24 protein-coding genes are annotated in these 20,955 nt (G+C 63.1%); 17 read left to right on the top strand and 7 right to left on the bottom strand.

Features of this window, described 5'->3' with window-relative positions; genetic code table 11:
• Positions 1-282: 282 nt before the first annotated feature.
• Genes ACWNC0_RS15725 through ACWNC0_RS15710 form a run of 4 tightly spaced genes read left to right on the top strand, consistent with a single transcriptional unit; the run spans position 283 to position 4,889 of the window.
• Positions 283-1,698 (top strand): hypothetical protein, encoded by a 1,416-nt coding sequence (locus ACWNC0_RS15725; RefSeq protein WP_449472925.1) that lies wholly within the window; start codon positions 283-285, stop codon positions 1,696-1,698.
• An 8-nt stretch (positions 1,699-1,706) separates the two neighbouring features.
• Positions 1,707-1,979, top strand: a complete 273-nt coding sequence (locus ACWNC0_RS15720; RefSeq protein ID WP_449472923.1) for a hypothetical protein — start codon at positions 1,707-1,709, stop codon at positions 1,977-1,979.
• Positions 1,949-3,163, top strand: coding sequence for an acyl-CoA reductase (locus ACWNC0_RS15715; protein WP_449472921.1), 1,215 nt, complete (start codon positions 1,949-1,951; stop codon positions 3,161-3,163). The genes ACWNC0_RS15720 and ACWNC0_RS15715 overlap by 31 nt, the downstream gene beginning before the upstream one ends.
• A gap of 13 nt (positions 3,164-3,176) precedes the next feature.
• On the top strand, positions 3,177-4,889 hold the full coding sequence (locus ACWNC0_RS15710; RefSeq protein ID WP_449472919.1) for an N-acyl-D-amino-acid deacylase family protein: 1,713 nt from the start codon (positions 3,177-3,179) through the stop codon (positions 4,887-4,889).
• Here ACWNC0_RS15710 and ACWNC0_RS15705 read toward each other — a convergent pair whose 3' ends face one another.
• From ACWNC0_RS15705 to ACWNC0_RS15695, 3 genes are read right to left on the bottom strand one after another with little or no spacing between them, the layout of a single operon-like run.
• Positions 4,890-5,960, bottom strand: a complete 1,071-nt coding sequence (locus ACWNC0_RS15705; protein WP_449472917.1) for an aldo/keto reductase — start codon at positions 5,958-5,960, stop codon at positions 4,890-4,892. It abuts the gene before it with no gap.
• A gap of 10 nt (positions 5,961-5,970) precedes the next feature.
• Positions 5,971-7,383 (bottom strand): acyl-CoA reductase, encoded by a 1,413-nt coding sequence (locus ACWNC0_RS15700; RefSeq protein WP_449472915.1) that lies wholly within the window; start codon positions 7,381-7,383, stop codon positions 5,971-5,973.
• A 14-nt stretch (positions 7,384-7,397) separates the two neighbouring features.
• On the bottom strand, positions 7,398-8,774 hold the full coding sequence (locus ACWNC0_RS15695; RefSeq protein WP_449472913.1) for a hypothetical protein: 1,377 nt from the start codon (positions 8,772-8,774) through the stop codon (positions 7,398-7,400).
• Between the two features lie 220 nt (positions 8,775-8,994).
• Between ACWNC0_RS15695 and ACWNC0_RS15690 the strand changes: the two genes are divergently transcribed.
• The 5 genes from ACWNC0_RS15690 to ACWNC0_RS15670 all read left to right on the top strand — a co-directional run bounded on the left by ACWNC0_RS15690 (position 8,995) and on the right by ACWNC0_RS15670 (position 12,800).
• Positions 8,995-9,369 (top strand): limonene-1,2-epoxide hydrolase family protein, encoded by a 375-nt coding sequence (locus ACWNC0_RS15690; RefSeq protein WP_449472911.1) that lies wholly within the window; start codon positions 8,995-8,997, stop codon positions 9,367-9,369.
• A gap of 10 nt (positions 9,370-9,379) precedes the next feature.
• Positions 9,380-10,402, top strand: a complete 1,023-nt coding sequence (locus tag ACWNC0_RS15685) for an LLM class flavin-dependent oxidoreductase (RefSeq protein WP_449472909.1) — start codon at positions 9,380-9,382, stop codon at positions 10,400-10,402.
• Complete coding sequence (locus ACWNC0_RS15680) at positions 10,395-11,447, top strand: hypothetical protein (protein ID WP_449472907.1); 1,053 nt, start codon at positions 10,395-10,397, stop codon at positions 11,445-11,447. The genes ACWNC0_RS15685 and ACWNC0_RS15680 overlap by 8 nt, the downstream gene beginning before the upstream one ends.
• Before the next feature lie 67 nt (positions 11,448-11,514).
• Positions 11,515-12,321, top strand: a complete 807-nt coding sequence (locus ACWNC0_RS15675) for an SDR family NAD(P)-dependent oxidoreductase (RefSeq protein ID WP_449472906.1) — start codon at positions 11,515-11,517, stop codon at positions 12,319-12,321.
• Between the two features lie 38 nt (positions 12,322-12,359).
• A complete protein-coding gene (locus tag ACWNC0_RS15670; RefSeq protein WP_449472904.1) occupies positions 12,360-12,800 on the top strand; it encodes a nuclear transport factor 2 family protein in 441 nt (146 codons plus the stop codon).
• A 26-nt stretch (positions 12,801-12,826) separates the two neighbouring features.
• Here the strand turns inward: ACWNC0_RS15670 and ACWNC0_RS15665 are convergent, their stop codons facing one another.
• Genes ACWNC0_RS15665 through ACWNC0_RS15655 form a run of 3 tightly spaced genes read right to left on the bottom strand, consistent with a single transcriptional unit; the run spans position 12,827 to position 14,379 of the window.
• Complete coding sequence (locus ACWNC0_RS15665; RefSeq protein WP_449472903.1) at positions 12,827-13,084, bottom strand: cytochrome C oxidase subunit IV family protein; 258 nt, start codon at positions 13,082-13,084, stop codon at positions 12,827-12,829.
• A gap of 12 nt (positions 13,085-13,096) precedes the next feature.
• Positions 13,097-13,678: a cytochrome c oxidase subunit 3 gene (locus ACWNC0_RS15660; RefSeq protein ID WP_449472902.1), complete on the bottom strand. Its 582-nt coding sequence runs from the start codon at positions 13,676-13,678 to the stop codon at positions 13,097-13,099.
• Positions 13,678-14,379 (bottom strand): hypothetical protein, encoded by a 702-nt coding sequence (locus tag ACWNC0_RS15655; protein WP_449472900.1) that lies wholly within the window; start codon positions 14,377-14,379, stop codon positions 13,678-13,680. Before ACWNC0_RS15655 ends, ACWNC0_RS15660 begins: the two co-directional genes overlap by 1 nt.
• A 170-nt stretch (positions 14,380-14,549) precedes the next feature.
• Here ACWNC0_RS15655 and ACWNC0_RS15650 point away from each other — a divergent pair, with 170 nt between their 5' ends.
• From ACWNC0_RS15650 to ACWNC0_RS15635, 4 genes are all read left to right on the top strand, one after another.
• The gene (locus tag ACWNC0_RS15650; RefSeq protein ID WP_449472899.1) at positions 14,550-14,942 is read left to right on the top strand and encodes a nuclear transport factor 2 family protein; all 393 of its coding nucleotides are present in this window, start codon (positions 14,550-14,552) and stop codon (positions 14,940-14,942) included.
• A complete protein-coding gene (locus tag ACWNC0_RS15645; protein WP_449472897.1) occupies positions 14,939-16,309 on the top strand; it encodes a phosphotransferase in 1,371 nt (456 codons plus the stop codon). Before ACWNC0_RS15650 ends, ACWNC0_RS15645 begins: the two co-directional genes overlap by 4 nt.
• Before the next feature lie 81 nt (positions 16,310-16,390).
• Positions 16,391-17,233 carry an SDR family NAD(P)-dependent oxidoreductase gene (locus tag ACWNC0_RS15640; protein WP_449472895.1) on the top strand — a complete coding sequence of 281 codons (843 nt, stop codon included), beginning with the start codon at positions 16,391-16,393 and terminating at the stop codon, positions 17,231-17,233.
• 34 nt (positions 17,234-17,267) lie between these two features.
• A complete protein-coding gene (locus tag ACWNC0_RS15635) occupies positions 17,268-18,050 on the top strand; it encodes a hypothetical protein (protein WP_449472894.1) in 783 nt (260 codons plus the stop codon).
• Between the two features lie 4 nt (positions 18,051-18,054).
• Here the strand turns inward: ACWNC0_RS15635 and ACWNC0_RS15630 are convergent, their stop codons facing one another.
• Positions 18,055-18,687 carry a glutathione S-transferase family protein gene (locus ACWNC0_RS15630; RefSeq protein WP_449472892.1) on the bottom strand — a complete coding sequence of 211 codons (633 nt, stop codon included), beginning with the start codon at positions 18,685-18,687 and terminating at the stop codon, positions 18,055-18,057.
• 337 nt (positions 18,688-19,024) lie between these two features.
• Here ACWNC0_RS15630 and ACWNC0_RS15625 point away from each other — a divergent pair, with 337 nt between their 5' ends.
• Genes ACWNC0_RS15625 through ACWNC0_RS15610 form a run of 4 tightly spaced genes read left to right on the top strand, consistent with a single transcriptional unit; the run spans position 19,025 to position 20,943 of the window.
• Positions 19,025-19,453: an SDR family NAD(P)-dependent oxidoreductase gene (locus ACWNC0_RS15625; protein WP_449472891.1), complete on the top strand. Its 429-nt coding sequence runs from the start codon at positions 19,025-19,027 to the stop codon at positions 19,451-19,453.
• Positions 19,450-19,659, top strand: coding sequence for an SDR family oxidoreductase (locus tag ACWNC0_RS15620; protein ID WP_449472890.1), 210 nt, complete (start codon positions 19,450-19,452; stop codon positions 19,657-19,659). The genes ACWNC0_RS15625 and ACWNC0_RS15620 overlap by 4 nt, the downstream gene beginning before the upstream one ends.
• A gap of 16 nt (positions 19,660-19,675) precedes the next feature.
• A complete protein-coding gene (locus ACWNC0_RS15615; RefSeq protein WP_449472889.1) occupies positions 19,676-20,056 on the top strand; it encodes a VOC family protein in 381 nt (126 codons plus the stop codon).
• A 59-nt stretch (positions 20,057-20,115) separates the two neighbouring features.
• Complete coding sequence (locus ACWNC0_RS15610; protein WP_449472888.1) at positions 20,116-20,943, top strand: SDR family NAD(P)-dependent oxidoreductase; 828 nt, start codon at positions 20,116-20,118, stop codon at positions 20,941-20,943.
• Positions 20,944-20,955: the final 12 nt, after the last annotated feature.

Raw genomic sequence — 20,955 nt, 5'->3', positions numbered from 1 at the left:
CCAGCCGTTCCTCTACGCTCAATCCCATCGGTTCACCCCCTTGTCCGCATGGAGATGGCCTTGGCCCAAGGCGCAGGCCGTTGCACGAGCCGAGCGTCCTTGCCTCTTGCAGCATGCTGTGGCCGCAATTGCAGCGAAATGCCGCGGCGGCTGGGCCGCGCCGGATCGATGCGCTTCATGTCCGCCTGACGATGTTTGGGCGTTCCGGCTGTAGGCATCTGCGTTGCGGGGATCGGGCCGTCACCGCCACAATCGTCTCCGACAGAAAGGCGGATTCTCTCCATGACCAGCTATCTCGATCGACTGATCGCCGATCCCACCAGTTTCCATGACGCGCCTTATGCGCCGGCCTTTACACTGAGCCGCGACGAGATCGACAGACTGCATCTGGAAGGCGCGCGCAAACGCTTTGCCGAGCTTCGTCCTGGCCTGTCGGTACTGGACAAGCTGGCGCGCGAGCAGGGCATCGACACGATCGAGACGATTGACGATCTGGCGCCGCTGCTGTTTCCGCACACCGTCTACAAATCCTATCCGATCAGCTATCTGGAGCGCAGCCGCTTCGACAAGCTCACCAAATGGCTCGCGGGCCTGACGACCAGCGACATTTCCCATGTCGATGCGAGCGGCATCGAGACGATAGACGACTGGATCGACCTGCTCGACGCGGAAACCGACCTGACCGTCCAGCATACGTCGGGCACGACCGGCAAGCTGAGCTTCGTCCCCCGCACCAAGAAACAGTGGCGCGAGACGATCGTCCATTCGGCGGTCATCATCCGCGACTGGTGGCCGGACCGCGGGCCGGACATTTTGAAGGATGGGATGCCGATCATCATTCCGGGCTATCGCTATGGCGCGGCGGCGACGCAGCGCGGCAACGGCATACAGATCGATCTTTACGCCAAGGGCGAGGAAAACGCCCTGTTCCTCTACCCGGATGCCCGCTTCAGCGCGGACATCGCCTCGCTAGGCGGCCGCCTGCGCGCGGCGGAGGCGCGGGGTGAGGCCGGCATGATCGACATTCCGCCGGTGTTGCTGGAACGGCGGGAGGCTCTGCTGGAACTGGAGCGCCGCCGGCCTGACGACCTCAAGCATTTCTTCAGCGAGGCGCAACGACGCTTCGGCGGGCGCGACGTCTATGTGACGGCGATGTGGGCGATCCTCTACGATTGGGCGGAGGAGGGGCTGAAGCGCGGCCTCAAGAATGTCTTTGGCAAGGGCAGCGTGCTGCTGACCGGCGGCGGCAAGAAGGGCAAGGAGTTGCCCGACGACTGGCGCGAGCGCGTGCTGGAGTTCCTGGGCTTCGACACCATCTATGAAATGTACGCCACGTCCGAACAGATGGGTCTGTCCATGATGTGCCAGCATGGCCATTATCACATCCCGCCGATCCAGATCCCATTCCTGCTCGATCCGGCCAGCGGCAAGCCCTTGCCGCGCCAGGACGGCCTGACCGGTCGCTTCGCCTCGTTCGACCTGATGCCCAACACCTACTGGGCCGGGCTGGTGACGGGTGATGAGATCACGCTGTCGGGATGGGAAAAGCCCTGCGCCTGTGGCCGCACCGGGCCGCACGTCATTCCGCCGGTGCGGCGCTACAGCGAGAAAGAGGGCGGCGATGACCGCATCGTCTGCGCCGGCGCGCCGGAAGCGCATGATCGTGCGCTCGAATTTCTTGCCGAACTGTCGATGTGAGTAGAGCCATGACTGATCAATTCCGCGTCCCCCTGATCATCCGGGGCCAGATTATCGATGATGCTGAAGTCGACTATGGCGGCCGCCGGGGCGGCGTCAGCTTCTCGGCGCCTGACATTGCCAAGCATGTCGCGCGCCTGCCCCTGCGCACGCCCTCGGCCATGGCCGATCTCTATTCGCTCAGCTTCGACGAGATATTGGATTTCCTCGTTGCCCTGGGGAGCGGCTGGATTTCGGGCAGAACCGGCATTTGCAGGAGGCGTTTCGTCTGTCCTGCCTGACCTCCGGCCTGTCGGAGAGCATATTGCGTGTCCATTTCCAGCATATCGGCGCCGCCTTCGATCGAACCGAAATGCGGCGGATGATGGAACGCTCCTGCGGCGTCGATTATCTGGAAGGCTGGGTGGATCAGGGGGCTGGCAGATTTGCCGGCCTCACCGCCCGCACGCGCGCTTTCGGCGCGCGCACCGTGCATGTGATCGCCGGCAATGCGCCGATCGTTTCGATCCTGACGGTGATCCGCAATGCGCTAACTCGATCGGATGCGATCATCAAGCTGCCGTCGAACGATCCGCTGACAGCCGCTGCGCTGGTGCGAACCATGGTCGAGATGGACCCCGACCATCCGCTGTCGAAACATGTCTCCGTCGCCTATTGGAAGGGCGGTGACGATCAGGTGGAATCTGCGGTCTACGATCCGCGCGGGGTCGAAAAGATCGTCGCCTGGGGTGGGTTCGATTCGGTCAAGCACATCACGCGCTATCTGCAACCGGGCATCGATCTCATCACCCAGGACCCCAAGCTGTCGGGAACGATCATAGGTCGCGAAGCCTTCGCCGATGACGCGACGCTGGACCAGGTGGCGCGCCGTCTGGCGCTCGACATCGGCGCGCAGAACCAGGAAGGCTGCGTGTCTGCCCGCGTCATCTATGTCGAATGCGGCACCGACGAAGCCGGGCTGGAACGCGCCAATCGGCTGGGGCAAATGACCTTTGACGCGCTCCAGCGTCTGCCCGATCATCTCAGCACGCCGCACAAGGCGTTCGACGGCGCGCTCAAGGCTGAGATCGACGGCATCCGGCTCAATGATGAAGATTATCGCATCTTCGGCGGTCGGACCAACGAAGGCGCGGTGATCGTCAGCCAGGACGATTATCCGGTGGACTTTTCCCGCACGCTTGCGTGCAGGGTGGGCAATATCGTGCCCATCGACAGCAGGGAAACGGCGGTCAGCGCGGTCAACGCCTATACCCAGACGATCGGCATCTTCCCCGAAAGCCTCAAGGAGGAGCTGCGCGACCGCCTTGCCTTTCAGGGCGTGCAGCGGATCGTGTCGCTGGGCGGTGCGGCGACGATGCAGCATAATATGGAGAGGCAGGACGCGATCGAGCCGGTCCGTCGCATGGTGAAATGGGTAACCGAAGAACAGGCCTCGGGCGAGATGCTGGCAGCACTGGCAGGCTGAAGGAGCAAGGCAAGTGGTTGAAGCTGATCTGGTGATCCGTGGCGGCACGATCGTCGATGGGCAAGGCGGCGAGCCGTTCGAGGCGGACATCGCCATCGTGGATGGACGCATTGCCGCCATCGGCGCGGTTGTGGGGCCGGGCAGGCAGGAGATCGATGCCCGCTCCCTGCTCGTCATGCCTGGCTTCGTGGACGTGCACACCCATTATGATGGGCAGGTCACCTGGTCGGACACTCTGGTTCCCTCGGCTGAACATGGCGTCACGACTGTCGTCATCGGCAATTGCGGCGTCGGCTTCGCGCCGTGCCGGCCGGCTGATCGCGAAGCGCTGGTCAATGTCATGGAAGGCGTGGAGGATATTCCCGAAACCGTGATGGCGACTGGGCTGCCATGGAACTGGGAAACCTTCCCCGATTATCTGGCGTCGCTGGAAGCCCGCGCTTGGGACGTCGACGTGGCCGCTTACATTCCGCATTCACCCCTGCGCGTCTATGCCATGGGGAAGCGCGGGCTGGATCGCGAACCCGCCACGGCGGAAGACATCGCGCGGATGCAGCAGTTGGTGGAGGAGGGCATGGCGGCCGGGGCGCTCGGCTTCGCCACATCCCGTTCGCTGGTTCACCGTCGCGGCGACGGGGCGTTCATCCCCTCCTTCCAGGCGGACAGCGACGAACTGACGGCGATCGCCCACTCCGTGGGCAAATCGGGCCGGGGCGTGCTTCAGATGATCCCTAATCTCGATACGGCGGACTGGAGTGGCGACATCGAACTGATGAAGCGCATGTCGCATTCATCCGGCCGGCCGCTCACCTATTCGCTCGCCCAATGGTCCACCGACCTGCAGGGCTGGCGGCGCACCATGGACGCCTTTGCCGAGCATAATGGCAGCGGCGCCGCGCCCATCATGGCGCAGGTCTTCCCCCGGCCGATGGGCGCTATGTGCGGCCTGTCGACCTCCGCCAACGCCTTCAGCCATTGCGCGAGCTATCGTGCGATCGCCGACCTGCCGTTGGAGGAAAAAGTCGCGATCATGCGTGACCCGGCCTTCCGCGCGCGGCTGATCGTTGAAGAGCCGGATGAGACGCCGACGCCGCTGCACCGCCTGCTGCGCACATGGGATAATATCTATCTGCTCGGCGCTATCCCCGATTATGAGCCGAAGCCGGAGCGGAGCATCGCCGCGCTCGCCACAGCGCGCGGGGTGGAGCCGGTCGCGCTGGTCTATGACCTGATGCTGGAGCAGGATGGCCATGCGTTGATCCTGATGCCCTTTTCCAACTATGCGGAAAAGTCGCTCGACCCGGCGCTCACCATGATGCGCGACCCGCACAGCATTGTGGGCCTGGGAGACGGCGGCGCGCATTACGGCATCATTTGCGATGCCAGCTATCCCACGACGCTCCTGTCCTACTGGACGCGCGATCGGGCGGGCGAACGTCTGTCGATCCCGGTGGCAGTCAAGGCGCTGAGCGCCGACAATGCCGATTTTCTGGGACTGAAGGACCGGGGGAGGCTGGCCGTCGGGATGAAGGCGGACATCAATGTGATCGACCATGCGGCGCTCACCTTATATGCGCCCTATGTCGTCCATGACTTGCCGGGGGGCGGCCGCCGTCTGGCCCAGCACGCGACCGGCTACCGCGCGACCATTGTCAGCGGGGTCATCACCCGCCGGGACGGCGCCGACACTGGCGCGCGCCCCGGCAGGCTGGTCCGCGCCGCCTGATCAGGCGGTGCGCGGCTGGATGGTCGCGCCGGCGGTGAAGCCGTGGCGGATGAAAGGTGAGGCCAGGAAGTCGTGCGGGAAACCGAGCGGGGTGCGGCTGGCCGCATCCAGCCGTTCCAGTTGCGCCGCGTCCAGCGTCACTTCGAGTGCGGCGACATTGTCCTCATATTGGCGCATCGTTCGTGCGCCGACCAGCGGAGAGACGACGGCCGGATTGGCCAGGGTCCAGGCAATCGCGACCTGCGCCGACGTGACGCCCATCTCGTCGGCCACGCCCTTCACCGTATCGGCAATGGCGACCACCCGCGCGTCGACCCTGCCCGCTGCTTGCAGCAAGGCGCCACGCCCGCCCGCTTCGCCGGCATGGGCGCTGCCGCCGGTCGCATATTTGCCGGACAGCATGCCGCTCGCCAGGGGCGACCAGGGCATGACGCCGATGCCCAGCGCCTTGGCGGCGGGGATAAGGTCGCGCTCAGCCGTGCGCTCCACCAGATTATATTCGGCCTGAAGCGCCGCAAATTGGGTCCATCCGCGCAGCTCCGCCATGGTCTGCAGCCGCGCCATTTGCCAGGCTGGCGTATCGGACAGGCCGATATATAGGATCTTGCCCTGCCGCACGAGATCGTCGAAGGCGCGCAGGATTTCATCCGCCGGCGTCATGTCGTCCCAGACGTGGAGGAATAACAGGTCGATCCGGTCCGTCCGCAGCCGCTTGAGGCTCGTTTCGACCGTCTGCACCATGTTGCGGCGGCTGTTGCCCCCGGCATTGGGATCGCCGACCGAATGCGTCAGCGAATATTTGGTGGACAGCACCAACTGCTCGCGCTTGGCCTCTGCGAATTTGCCGGTCAGCGTTTCCGACGCGCCATCGGCATAATAGCCCGCCGTATCGATGAAGTTGCCGCCCTGGTCGACATAGGTGTCGAAAATCCGGCGGGACTCCTTCTCGTCCGCGCCCCATTCCTCGCCAAAGGTCATGGTGCCAAGGGAAAGTGGGGAAACCCGCAGGCCCGAACGGCCGAGCAGGCGGTAGGTGTCGAGCGATAGCGCTCCGCTCTTCGTGTCTGTCATGTTTTTCTCTTCAATATTTCGCTGCTTCCGTGACGACCCAATGCATCATCCTGTTGACCGGCCATCCCCCGTCGTGCGGTAGGCCGCCGAATTTTCCGGCGTTGATATTACCCAGGCCGACAATGCGTTGCGCCCCGGCCGAGGAAAGCCCGTCGCGGACCTCGGCGATCCGGCCTGGCGGATAGACGCCTACCGACTGCGTGGCGACGGTAACATGCTGCAGCGCGTCCGCCAGTCGGTCGACAGCGACCACGTTGACCAGCTTACCGCCTGGATTAAATGATACGGGCTCGCTCGAGCGAATGACCATGCCTCGCCCGTCGGGGCGACCGAACAGGCGATAAATTGGCTCCAAATTGCTCAGCATGTCGAGCTCATCCATCAATATTTCCGGCGGTCTCGGGCCGTCAGGCCCGGCACCATAGCGACCATCCTTGCTCATCGCCTCGACCAGCGCTTGGCAATAGCTGTCGATATCATCGCTAGATCCTTCGACGAACTGGAAGCGGGCGCAGCTGCACGCATCCTGGTTGAAGGCGATGATGTCGGCCGCGCTCCGCTCGGCAATAGCCGACAGGGACTCGGTTTCGAATGCTTCCTGGCCGATCAGCGAAATTGAGACCTTGGGATCGAAGGAGATGATCTCGAAGCCCGGCGCCGCATATTTCATGGCGTGGCGCACCGCGGCCTCACCGCCCCACACGGCCAGCTTGTCGAAATATTGGGATCGCAGGATGTGATTTTCAATGCTCGCATCGCCGCCGCGCCAATAAGCGGCGGAGAAGGAGCGCGTTACCGCGTGGTTGGGGCCGACATCCGCCATCGTGCGCAGCAGCGCGGTCGCGGTGAACATGTCGTTGGAGGGCATCTTTAGTAGGTGGACGCCCTTGCTTATTGCGCCCCGGACGATGGTGATTGGCGGTACGACCGGCGCGTTACCGGCGAGGACATGAACCATTCGTGGCGGGAAGGCGCGAATGTCAAAAGCCTGACCCTGAATATTGCGCCGCGCCCAGCCGTCCAGAACGTCCAGCGAGCCGAGCGACTGTTCGGCCTCTGCCTCGATGGCCTCGCGGGTGAAGAACCATGCTATGTCGCGATAGCAATTTTCGAGGATGCGCGCGCCCAGATTGTTGCAGCGCAGATTATAGGCGGCGGCCTCCTGAAGATAGATGTTCCGATCAAAATCAAGCGCCTTGCCGACCTCGGAGAGGAAATCGACGATTTCCGCGATCGGGGTGTCGAAGGCCGGGCCGGGCTGGTTGCGAGGCCAGATCAGCGAATCCAGGTCGATCGACGGGGTCATGACGGGATTGCCGCCGGCGCGCGAGCGATGCTCGACCGCTGCGTCAAGCTGGACCTCCCCCTTGATGACATGGGGTACGAGCAGCCTGTCGTCGTGGGGGATGATTTCGAGCAGCATAGAACCTCCTCTTGTCAGGCGGCGACGGGTTGCGGGGAAGAGATTGATCCGCGGACATAGGAATCGATCGATCCGGCGCAGCTCAGCTTGTCCTCGCCTTCCTCCAGATCGGCGTAGCGCGCAATCGAGTGGACGACCGGCGTCTTCACGCCTTCCAGGCCGGAGCCGAACTCCACCTGCACCTTGTCGCCGGAGATGACGCCGCCCCAGCGCCCGTCCGTCAATATGTCGAAAAACGCCATCCGCCCTTCGACCGTGCCCTTGTCCGTCGTCGTGCCGATCAGCTTTTCACCGGGCTTGTCGAGCACCAGCGGTACGATCCATGGCGGGATGGCGTAGGATTCGGTCGGCTGGATCTTGGCGCAGAAGCCGCTCATCTCGACCATCGCATAGGAACTGGTGATGCGGTCCGGCGTGACGCCAAAAAAGCCCATAATTTGTTCCTTATAGTCGGGCGGGAGGACCGCTCCCTTGGTGCCGCCGCCGAAGCTCATCAGCGTATCGGGATGGAAGTCGCCATCCTTGACGCCGCGCGCACGCAGCGCCTGCACGATCTGCCATGCGACGCCGTACATGACGCCGATATAGAGCGGCCGATGGCGTCGATCTTCGATCAGGCCCAACCATGCGTCAAGTTCATGCGCCCGCTTTTCCTGCCGCGCAGCGACTTCCGCCTCATAGGATGCGATTTCGCCGGGGCCGACCTTGCCGGCCGCTAGCAGACGGCGCAGCTGCGCTGGCCGCATCGCATCGAAGGCGCGGATAGGGTCGTTGCTGAGGCGGTGCAGCTCGCCGGGCGCCGCCCAGCGGGGGAAATGGACGTTGCAGAAGTCGATCATCTTGTGGGTGCCGCGGGTCGGCATCATCGTGAAGACGGACCGGCTCTGATCGGGCGCATAGGTGGGCGTCGAAAGATCGGCGGCGGCGAGGCAAGCACCCACGGACAGGTCCCGGTCCTGCGTCGACTGATCAAGAAAGGACGACTTCCCCGAAGTGCCGCTCGACGCGAAGACATGATGGCCCGCCGCCTTCGCGCGGTCCAGCCAGCCGTCAATGTCGCGCACGTCCGAAATGTCTATATTGTCGGTCGGGTGGGTGGCCAGCGTGCCCAGCCACAAATTCATATTCTTCCACTGGCCGTTATCGACAAAGGCCTCGGGATAGCTTTTATAATTGGTGTGGGCAAAGAGCAGTGGGACAAGGTCCGCGAAGCTGTCGACGCAAGAAATGCCTGCCTCGCGCGCGCGCTTGTCGAGCACCCTGATCTGCTGGCGCCGTTCCGCAAACCGCTCGCGAGCCGCTTCCAGTTGCAGTTCGGCCAAATTGTCCGGGGCGTTCCGGAACGGGTCGGGCGCCTGGGCAAGGGCGATCAGTTCGTCAACGGCGCTCATTAGTGAAAACTCCTCTCAGCTATGCACGGGAGTATAGGGCACCCCCCGATATTTGGCGGCTCGATTCACTGTTATGGAGAGGACATACTATTCTCAGCATGACGTTTCCGCCCGGTGGCGTGCCGAACCCCTGCCAAAAACAAGGTTGCTATCTTTCGGCAGGGGAGAGGGCGGGCACCCCGCGCCATGATGGCGGCCCAACATAGGAGCAGGGGGTGATATGCCCGGTCCGATGGACGAAGCACTGGCATTTTTCCGCGAAAGCAGCGGCTCGCGCGAAGACATGCTGTCCGCCATGGAGCGTCGATTTACGGCGCACACGTGCTGGGAAAATGTCGGGGTGGGGACGACCGTCGGGAGCGATCAGGCACGGCAGTTCATTGAGGGCTTTCTGGGCCGGATCCCGTTCGATCACTGCGCCATCGTGGTGCATCATGCGGCGGCCACTGGCAATGTCGTTCTGACCGAGCGCAGCGACATTTTCTATGGGCCGGATGGGCAGGAAATGCTCTCGTTGCGGCTGATGGGCGCGCTCGAAATGGACGGTCCCCATATCGTCGCCTGGCGCGACTATTTCCACACGAGCGGCTTTTGAAGGGGATGGTATGACCGATCGCAAGGCTGTCTGGGCGCAAATCGTCCCGATGCCGGGGGCCAATCTGTCTGCGCTGGCGCAGGGTTATGAAGCGGCGGGCGTGGAAGGGGTATGGGCGCCGCAAATGTTCGGCGCGCCGTTCGGGACCCTAGCCGCCGTCGCTCCCGCCACGCAGCGCATCAAGCTGGGAACTGGAATTGCGCTGGCTTTCGTTCGCAGTCCGCTGGAAACCGCGTGCAGCGCCATCGACCTCGACCTGATCAGCAACGGTCGGGTGGTGTTGGGGTTGGGCTCAAGCGCGCAGAGCCAGATCGAGGGATCTTTCGGCAGTTCCTATGGCAAGCCGCTCGCCCACATGCGCGAGATCGTGGGCATGATCCGTGCCATCGTGGCGCGCGCGGATACGGGTGAACTGACCGAACTTGCGGGAGACTATCACCGTCTCGACCTTTCCCACTTTCGCTTGCTTCACAAGCCGGTGCGCGGCGATATTCCGATCGTCCTGCCGGCACTTTTTCAGAAAGCCTGCGCGCAGGCCGCAGAGATTGCAGATGGCTTGCTCGGGCACCCTCTGTGGAGCGACGCGTGGATCGAGCGGGAAGTGGTCGTCCAGATGAAAGCGGGACTCGAGCGCGCCGGCCGGGCGCGTGAGGACTTCTCGCTGAACATTTCGATATTCACGGCGATTTCTGATGACAGGCGTGAGGCGATCGAGGATTGCCGCGGGACCGTGGCCTACTACAGCCAGTCGCCCCAATATCTTCGCTATTTCAAAGAAATCGGGTTCGGCCGCGAGGCTGCGGCAATCCAGGCCGCCTTCGCGCAGGGCGACATGGCCGGGATGGCGGCCGCCTGCACTGACGAGATGGTGGAAAGCATCGCCGTGGTCGGAACGGCCGATGACGTGCGGACCCGGGTTGCGCGGCGCGCCGCGCTGGCCGACGCGATCACGCCGGTTGTCCCTCATTATGGCATCTCGCGCGAAAAAAGCGCGATCTACACGCAGCGCATCGCGGAGACATTTTATGGCTGATCCCGCCGCCGTCGCGGCCATGGCGGGGGGCGGGCTCTATAACCGGCATTCGGGCCTGCAACAGGCGAACTTGCAATCGGCACTCCCTTTTCTCGAGGATGCCGCGCGCGCCATTGGCGATGCCTCAGCCGGTCCTGTCACCATCGTCGACTATGGCGCATCGCAAGGACGCAATTCCATGGCGCCGATGGCTAAGGCCATCGACTTGGTTCGCGCGAATGATACGCAGCGGCCGGTTCAGATCGTGCATACGGACCTGCCCTCCAACGATTTTACATCGCTGTTCGGGCTGCTGGATCAAGATCCAGCCAGCTATCTTGAGGGCCGGCAGTGCGTCTTTCCATGTGCCATCGGCCGATCCTATTTCGATTCAATTATGCCGCCCGGCAGTGTGGATTTGGGCTGGTCGTCCAACGCGCTGCACTGGATGAGCCGCAATCCGGTCGACGTCGCGGATCATGGCTGGGCGATCTTCAGCGGTTCCGCGAAAGCGCGTGCCGCAGTCGACGCGGTGCTGGCGGAGGACTGGCTGCGCTTTTTGAAGGCGCGCGCGATTGAATTGCGGCCAGGAGGGCGCCTGATCTGCCAGTTCATGGGCCGGGGACCAGACAGCCACGGGTTTGAATGGATGGCCGGGAACTTCTGGCAATCAATCGTCGAGATGGAAGGCGAAGGACTGCTCAGCGCCGACGAGACGCTGAGGATGACCGCTCCCTCGGCGGGGCGCTCAGTGGATCAGGTGAGGGCGCCTTTCGATGTTGGGCAGGTGCCCGATCTGGTGCTGGAGCGCCTGGCTGCGATCCCCTCCCCCGATCCCTACTGGGAGGGCTATCAACAGACCGGTGATGCGGCAGAACTGGGGCGGAAGTGGGGGGGGATGATGGGCGCGGCCAATGGCCCCAATTTCCTTGCACGCGTCGATGCGTCCCGCGATCGGGCAGCGTTGCTGGCCAATCTGGTGCAGCGTGTGGCGGCCCGCGTCGAGGCAGATCCGCAGCGCAGCCGTGCCTTCATCCTGATCCTGTCCATCAGGAAGCCGGCTTGAAGCGGGATTTGCTGAGCGGGGCGCCTGGTCCCCCATCGGCAACGAACCACTAAGGAGAGGAAGCAGCATGGGCCGCCTTGCAGACAAGATTTGCATCATCACTGGAAGCGGAAGCGGGATCGGACGCGCCAGCGCGCTGATGTTTGCGCGAGAAGGCGCGACGGTGATCGTCGCGGACATTCGCGCCCAATCATCTGAGGCGACCGCGCAGGCCATTGTCGACGCAGGCGGATCGGCGCGCGCGATGACCGTTGATGTCGGTGAACAGGCCGACCTTGAACGCCTGATCGGCCAGACGGTCGCGGACTTTGGCCGCATTGACGTGCTCTTCAACAATGCTCTGTATGTCAATCAGGACCACGCCATGCGCGATATGGATTTCCTGGCTTTTGACCCCGACATCTTCCTTGCCAATCTGAGGGTCAACGTATTGGGCGCGGTTCTGGCGAGCAAGCTCGCCATTCCGCATATGCTCGAGCGCGGGACTGGGTCGATCATCTCCACCTCGTCCGGCAGTTCCATGGGCGGGGATATCACCGCCTACAGCTATGGATCGTCAAAAGCGGCGCTTAACTGGTTCGTACAGGCGATTGCCGCCACCTATGGCAAACAGGGCATCCGCAGCAATGCGATCCTTCCCGGCCCGACGCAGACGCCAGCAAAACTGCAATGGTCCTCGCCCGAGATGGACCGGCTGTTTCTGGAGGTGCTCAACACCCCCTTTATCGGCGAGCCGGAGGACATTGCCGCCATGGCGCTTTTCCTTGCGTCAGACGAGTCCCGCTACGTCAACGGCATGCTGTACCCAGTCGATGGCGGCCAGAGCTGCACCGTCCCGTTCATCAGCGTGACGCGAAACCTTTCGCGAGGGTGAACGCCATAAATCCATATTGGAAACAGGAAGAGGAGAGAATGATGGGCGTCGAACTGGAACAGAAGGTACGGGAATTTTGCGATGCATGGGGCGACGGCGGCGATGCCAGCCGGCCCGATGTAGAGAAGATTCTGTCGATGATGGCGGAGGATGCAGAGTGGCAGCTATGGGTTCCCGGCGGTCCCGTGGTTAAAGGCAAGACGGCGCTGCGGGCAGAGATTGAGCGGCAGATGGCCTTTGCCACCAACAACAAATGCAATGAGGTGAACATCCTCTCCAACGACCGGATGGTGATGCAGGAACGGTCCGACACTGCCATCATCATGGGACGGCCCTGTCCGCATCAGATGGTCGCGATCTACGAATTTGACGGGGACGGGCTGATTTCTCGCTGGCGCGAATATCTCGATATGGCGGACCTTACCCGCAAGATGGGCATAGATGAAGCCGCGGCAGGCGGGACCGAGGTGCCGGCCTGACCACGTCTCCTCGCTGCAATCTTGCGTCAGTCCTGGAAAAGGGCGATCAGGACCGCGCAGGTCAGGACCGCCCAAGCCTGAAATCCCCAGAGCAGCCAGCGCGGCGCGTGCCGCAACTCCATGAACTCGCGCCCGACGAGCAGAACCTTCGTGAAGGCGATGACGAGGATCACGGAACGAAGCAGAAAGGCGTTGCCCAATGCCATCGTCTCGAACGACAGAAAGGTCGCCGCGATCAACGTCCCCCAGACCAGTGTGATGCGGCTACGCCAGATCATGGCCATGAAACAGATTCCCTAAAGCAGATAGAGCAGGGCGAAGAGGATGATCCAGAGCAGGTCCACCAGATGCCAGAAGGCACCGCTCCCCTCGATCAGGGCGACGCCACCCTGCATCCGGCCGGTCCGGTCGAAGCGGGACAGGGTAAAGCACAGCACCCCCAATCCGATCAGCACATGCACCAGATGAATGCCGGTAAACATATAATAATAGATCGAAAAGCTGTTGCTGTTGAGCGTGAAGCCCTGTGCGATCTTCGCTGAATATTCGAACGCCTTGACGATGACGAAGCCGCTGCCGAGCAGGATTGCGCCCAGCAGCAGCGATCGCGCCTTGTCGTCGTCCCGGCGAACCGCCGCGACAGCGTGTGCGACAAGGAGACTGCTGGTCAGCAGCAAAAGCGTGTTGAGAAGGCCAAGGCTCCGGTCGAGCAGCGCCTGCGAGCTTTCGAACAGCGCCAGTTCCTGCTGCCGGGCGAGCGCATAGGTGATGAAGAAGACGGCAAAGACGACAAGATCGCCGCCGATGAACACCCATACGCCTTCCTCTCCCGGCACATGGCCGCGCGGAGGTGAAGCGGCGGCTTGCGAAGCAGCCATCATTCCCCGCCCAGCGCGTCTCGTTTGATCGCTCCGATCATGGCGAAGATCATCAGGTTGAACCAGAGGCCGAACACGACGGCGGGCATCCAGAAAGCAAGGGCGCCATTCCAGGCGAAGGGGCCGGTCTTGAACAGGCCGATCGCCAATCCGGGCAGCAGCAGCACGCCGGTCCACAGGTTCATGTAACCCAGCCAGCGCGGCAGAATGGGCCGCGCGCGGCGGTCGCCCAGAATGACGAAGCCGGTCAGCAGATTCTGCACGAAGGCGGGCACGGCTGGCATGACGAACAGCAGGAAGGCGATATCACTCAATGCACTGATAATGGCGTCCGGCCGGCCGGGCCGATAGGCGGCCGCCGTGAAGATCAGCCCGGCGAAGAATAAAGTGACGAAGCCAAAGGCCACGACCATCACAAAGGCCCAGGTCAAAGGCGAAACCGGGCCTTCGATCTTCTTCATGAAGGTAGCGACCGCGGCGAGAAAGGGGAAGAACAGCACGGAGGAGGAAGCGATCAGGATGGCGCCCGCCAATATGCCGATCTGGTGGCTGCGATAATAGGCGGCTACTTCCGCAGCGGGCATGGACGGGGCCAGCGGCGGGAACATGTGCGCGACCGGCCATATCCCGACGAACATCATCGTACCGGCAATGGCGCCCATATAGGTGCATAGCTTCATCGTCATGCTCTTGGTCGTCATGCGGCCTCCCTCTGCCCTGTTTTGTTGTGCAGGCGGAAGATTGTGAAGCGAAGGCTCACAGGCCACCCGCCCATGGATAGGGTTCCTGTCGGCGATCCCGCCTGCACAAGGGTAATATTCTTGCCACGGCCACCGGCAAAGGCGGCGCCAGAGGAGCAGCGGAGAGGGTGATGAGCGACATTGAGGCGAACAAGGCGGTGGCCCGCCGCTACATGCGGGCCGTGGAGGAAGGCGATGTCGAGACGATCGAGGTCCTTCAACATCCCGATTGCCGGTGGTGGATATTGGGCCATGGCGACATGAGCCGGGCCGATTTCATCGCCAGCGTGAAGGGCGGACTGCTGAGCGCGCAGAAGCGGACGGCCGAGGTGGTCGGGATAACCGCCGAAGGGGACCGGGTGGCGGTGGAAGTCAGGGGCGAGATGGTCTTTCCGGATCGGGTCTATCGCAACGAATATCATAATCTGCTGATCATCCGGGACGGGCAGATCATTTTCGGCAAGGAATATATGGATACCCGCGCCGTGGCCGAGGCCTTTTCGGCGGGGGAGGGCGGGCAGTGACGAACGCCGCTCCGCTCAATTATGACGATGCGGCGGTCGGCCGGATCACCGCCTTTGTCGAGCAGCTGACAGGCGGCAAGGTTGTCGGGCTTGAACGCCTCGTCCGCTGGCGCCCCTCCTGGTTCGTCGACGTCGAAAGGGAGGGGACGATCCGCCGCCTGCACCTGCGCGGTGACCGGGGCGGCGACGTGTCCATCTTTCCCGACCTCAAGCGCGAGGCCGACGTCATCGCCCTGCTTCACCGGCAGGGACTGCCGGTGCCGGAGATTTACGGGTATCTTGCCGATCCGCCGTGCATCGTGATGGAGGCGATTGAGGGCACGCGGGATTTCTCGGCGCTCGATGCCACGACGAAGAGCGCCATCGGCCGCGTCTATATGCGGGCGGTTGCCGCCATGCACCGGTTGCCGGTCGAACCCTTCGTGGCCGCCGGCGTGCATCGGCCCGTGGGCGCCGAGGCGATCGCGCTGGTCGGACTGGACGCCTATATGCCGCATTACCGGCGGACCAAGAGCCGGCCTGAGCCGTTGCTGGAATTCGTCATCGGATGGCTTCGCCGAAATGTGCCGCGGCACCGCCAGCGCGCCAGCTTCATCCAGTTCGATTCGGGCCAGTATCTGGTCGATCAGGGCGCGATGACCAAGCTCTACGATTTCGAATTTTCGATGATCGGCGATCCGCTGGTCGACATCGCTACCATGGGGATGCGCAACAGCTATGAACCGCTGGGCGCGCCGTTGCCGGAACTGGTGCGCTATTATGAGGAAGCGACGGGCGAGCCGGTCGATCATGACGCGGTGGTTTTCCACGTCCTGCAATTTTCGCTGCTCGGCACGATGCAATTCACCGGGACTGTCGGCAAGCCATGCCCCGGCGATCCGCATTCGGTCTATCTCATGTTCGATCTTGCGCTGCGCCGCTCCATCCTGCTGGCGCTATCGCACTTGACGGGGCAAGCGCTGCCCGAACTGCCGCCGCTGGAACAGCGCACGGGTGACAATGCGCCTCTGCTGGCCAAGCTTGCCGATACGCTCGGGGCGCTTCCGGTGACGGGGGAGGCGGCGGAAACGCATAAGGCGCAGGTCGCCGAACTGATCGAATGGGTGCAGCGCGCCGACGATCATGGGACGGATATGGTGGCGCGCAACATCACGGATGTGTCCGCGCTTCTCGGCCGTCGCTTCGACCGCTGGGTCGACGCCGCCGAGGCGCTGGAAGCGCATATCATCGAAGCGGGACCGGAGGAGGACGCCGCGCTCATCACTCTGCTCGCGACGGTCGAGGGGCGGCGGCTGCAACTGTTTGGGCCGACTGTGCTGGGCGAAGCGGCGCGCCATGTCGTCCTGCCGGTGACGCGTCTGGACTGAAGGACTGTCGCGCCCTTGCCGTCGGACAGGTCACGCCGCTGTCCTTCATGGCGATACCAATATTGAGGACAGGAGCAGGATATGAGCGAAAAGATAGTGCTGGTGACGGGCGCGACGCGCGGGCTGGGGCGCGGCATGGCGCGGGGCCTGGCTTCGCGCGGCCATGTGGTGGCGGTCACTGGGCGCGACCGGGCGCAGCTTGCCGAGGTCGTGAAGGAGATTGAACGGGCGGGCGGAAACGGCATCGCGCTGGAATGCGATCACCGTGACGACGACGCAGTGGAGAGGGCGTTCGCGCAACTGGCCGAGCGGACGGATGGCAGGCTGGACCTGCTCGTCAACAATGCCGCCGCCGTTTACGGACCCGAACTGGTCGCGCCGGGCGGTTTCTGGGAAAAGCCGCTCAGGCTGGCGGACATGATCACCATCGGCCTGCGCTCCAGCTATGTTGCGGCCTATCATGCCGCGCCGATGATGGTGGCGGCGGGCAGGGGCCTGATCGCCAGCATTTCCTTCTATGGCGCGGTGTCCTATTTTCACGGGCCGGCCTATGGCGCGGCCAAGGCGGGCACGGACAAGATGACGGCCGACATGGCGGTCGATCTTTCGCCGCATGGCGTTTCCGTCGTCTCCTTCTGGCCGGGCTTCATCCTGACCGATGCGGTGAAAGCCATGCCGCCCGAAATGATCCCAGAAGACCTGCGCGCCGCGATGCCCCATTGGGAAACGCCGGAATTTTCCGGCCTCGTCCTCGGCCGGCTCGCGCAAGACCCGGACCTAGCCTCCCTATCGGGCCAGGCGCTGATCGGCGCGGAACTGGGGGAGCGCTACGGCATCCGGGATACGGACGGGAAGCAGCCCCTGTCCTATCGGGCGACGATGGGCGCGCCGACCCCTTTTATGCCGTCCGTCCGGCAAGGCTGAGAGGACAGAAATCAGGAGAGGAAAGGCAAAAGCGATGATCGATGCCGTGCTGGTCGTGCTGACCAAAGCCGTTCCGGGCCGGGAGGCCGATATGGAGGATTGGTATACCAACATCCATATTCGCGATGCGCTGCGTTTCCGGGGATCGGTAACGGCCCAGCGTTTTCGGCTCGCCGCGGAGCAACCCTGTCCGCCTGAAGGCTTCGATTGGCAGTATCTCGCCCTCTACGATGTATTCGATCCGATTCGCTTCAGTCGTGAGCACCTGGACAATGCGCTGACATCGCGGATGCAGGTTTCGGACGCGATCGATGACAGCCTGCTTTATGACTTCCATTATTATCCGCTGCTCTTTCAGGACAATGATCCGGACGCCGGGCATTCCGGCGGCGTCATCCTGGAGGAGTTGAACCCGCCTGCGGGCAACGATGATCGTTTCAGACGGGATTATGCGGAAACCTATTTCCGTGAGGCGGCCGCCCGGCCCGGCGTTAAATCGGCAGCTTTCCTGACCTTTCGCATCTATGGCCAGATGATCCCGATCACGCCCGACTATCGCTATGTCGCGATATACAAGATCAACGATCAGGAGGCCGCCCAGGAAGCATGGAGAGGTGCGGACGTCCTGCTGGCGAACAGCGGCCTGCTCAGGCCTGATGGGTTCCGTGTCACCCAATGGGATCGGGCGACCCAGCGTCTCACCAAAGACGATGTCCAGCATCCGACAGCGGCTGCCCTGGCGGAGGAGGAGCGCGCACGTAGCCACATGGGTGACCGGGTACGCACCGGCGGCACGGAAAAGCTGGCGATGAGCTGATCTGTCAGGCGGGCGGGGGGCGATCGACAATGGCGCGCATCCGGCGATAGGCCGGGCGAGCCGCCATCCGCTCGACATAGGCGGCGATGTTCGGATGTCCCTCCACGTCGACGGACATGAACAGTCTTGTGGTGGTGAAGGGAAAGGTCATCATGATGTCGGCCGCCGTGAACCGGTCGCCCGCCATATATGGTTTATGCGAAAGCCGGTTGTCGACAAGTTTCAGCAGGCGCGCCGCATGGGCTCGTCCCGCGATGCGGGAAGGGTGATCCTGTGCGATGCCGGCGCGTTCTGCCATGATCTCGGTTACCAGCGCTGGCATCAGGGACGATTCGGCGAAATGGAACCAGAAAAGATAGTCCGCATAGTCCGGATGGCCAGGGGTCGCCCTGAGGGCACCGCTCCCCTGTGTCCTCGCGAGATATTCTATGACCGCCCCGCTTTCGGCGAGGCGCTGTCCGTCCGCCTCGATCACGGGAGAAGAGCCTAGCGCGTGCAATGCTTTATAGGACGGCTCCGCCGCAAGCGTTTCCAGCCGCGCATAGAAGCGGATATCATAGGGGCTCTCAACTTCCTCCATCAGCCAAACCGCGCGTTCGGAACGGGACCTGTCGAGTTGAAAGATGGTGATGCTCATGGAGGGCTCTCCGCTTGAGGGGCGCCATAGATGGGCCACTTATGAATTCCGCCAAACCTATCTTTATCTAGGTATCGCGGAGCGTGCGCCGTGGCAGCGTCCTGCTGCGGCGGAAGCCCGGCGGCTTCGTATGCATGATTGACAGGACAGAAGATGCCCATGATGGATCTATCGGGACGCGTCGCTATCGTCACCGGATCGGGCGCCAATATCGGGGAAGCCTGCGCGCGGGCTTTGGCAAAGGCCGGCGCGGCGGTGATCCTGGCGGATATCGCGGTCGAGCGGGCAGAGGTCGTTGCCGAGTTCGATCCAGGAATCGGGCGGAAAGGCGCATGCAATGTTCCTAGATCTTGCCCAGGAGGACAGCATCACCGCGCTGGTCGAAGGCGTGATGCGGCAGCACCAGCGGATCGACATCCTTCACAACAATGCCGCCGATACCCGACGGGAGCAGATGGCGGCCGATGGTTTCCTTCTCGATCTCGACGCTGCAACCTGGGATCGCGCCTTCCACATCAATGCCAGGGGCACGATGCTGATGATCAAGGCGGTCGCTCCGTACATGATTTCAGGCGGCGGCGGTTCCATCATCAACACCTCGACGGGCGTTTCGTTGACTGGCGACATCAACAATCCGTCCTATTCCGCATCCAAGGCGGCCGTGAACGCCCTTACCCGCAATGCCGCCGTGCAGTTCGGCCGGTTCAACATCCGGGTCAATGCGGTCGCACCGGGACTTGTGCTCTCCCCCTTGCCCGGGAGATGATGACCGCCGATCAGATCGCCATGGTCCAGCGGCATGTCCTTCTGCCGCGCGAGAGCGTGCCGGATGATATTGCCGGCGCGGTGCTGTTCCTGGCATCGGATGGTGCGGCCTTCATCACCGGGCAGGTGATCGGGGTGGACGGCGGTATCGTTCATCACACGCCCTATGTCGCGGATATGCTGGAAAGCATGACTCGGGCGCACTGACTGGATAGAAGCCGAGATGGGCATATTCACGCATGTCTGCCTTGGCAGCAACGATCTGGAGCGGTCCGCCCGTTTTTACGATGCGGCGCTTGCGCCGTTGGGGATCGTCAACCTCGGTCCGTTTCTGGATCAGGGCATCGGCTATGGGCGACGGGTGCCCGAATTGCTTATCCTGCGCCCGCTGCACGGTCGGGCGACATGCTCTAATGGTGCGACGTTGGGATTGAAGGCGCCGGATCGCCGGGCGGTCGATCTGTTTCATCGCGCGGGTCGGGCTGCGGGCGGCAGGGATGCCGGGCCGCCGGGTCCGCGCGGAGCGGTGCCCCATGCCTATGGCGCCTATCTGCTGGACCCCGACGACAACAAGATCTGCGCCTACTGCTTCGACCCGCCATAGACGATTAGCTATCGATAGTCGGGCCCCGGCGTTCATAAGTGAAATAGGAGGATCATGAAATGATGGGATCATTGGCCGGTCGCGTGGCGATCGTGACGGGCGCGGCGCAGGGCATCGGACTGGAGGTGGCGACCGTGCTGTCGGAGCGCGGCGCGACCGTCATTCTGGCGGACATATTGGCGGATCGGGTGGAGGCGGCGGCGGAGACGCTGCGCGGCAAGGGCGTGCGGGCCGAGGCGGAGACGTTCGATCTGACCGACGAGGACAGCGTCTGCGCTGCGGTCGCGCGGATCGCGGGCCGGCACGGGCGGATCGACGTTATACACAATAATGCCGCCTATCAGACGGTCGAGCAGCGTGCCCTCGACCGGGATGTCGTCCATCTCGACACCGGCGCATGGGACAAGGCCTTTGCGGTCAATGTGCGGGGACCGATGCTGCTTTGCAAACATGCGCTGCCGACCATGATCGCGGGAGGCGGCGGCTCGCTCATCCATTCGGCTTCCGGTTTCGGCCTGCTGGGCGAAATGACGCTGACTTCCTATGGCGCGTCCAAGGCGGCGCTCATCAATCTCAGCCGCTTTCTCGCGACCCAATATGGCAAGCAGGGTATCCGGTCCAATGTGATCGCCATCGGCTTCGTGCTCAGCGATACGGCCGTCGAAACCACACCGCAGGCGATCAAGGACGTGCTGCGCGACCATCATCTCAATCCCGACCTCGGCAGCCCGCGCGACATCGCCCATGTCGTCGCCTTTCTGGCGTCGGACGAGTCCCGCTTCATCAACGGCGCGACGATCCCGGTGGACGGCGGCTTTACCGCGCACCAGCCCACGATGGTCGATTTCCAGCGCCTGTTCGCGGCATCGGGGAGCAATCAGTTGTAACGGATCCTCGCC

It is taken from the genome of Sphingobium chungangianum, from assembly GCF_977014255.1.
Note: the sequence above shows the minus strand (reverse complement) of the source record. Positions and strands in the feature narration are given on the sequence as shown.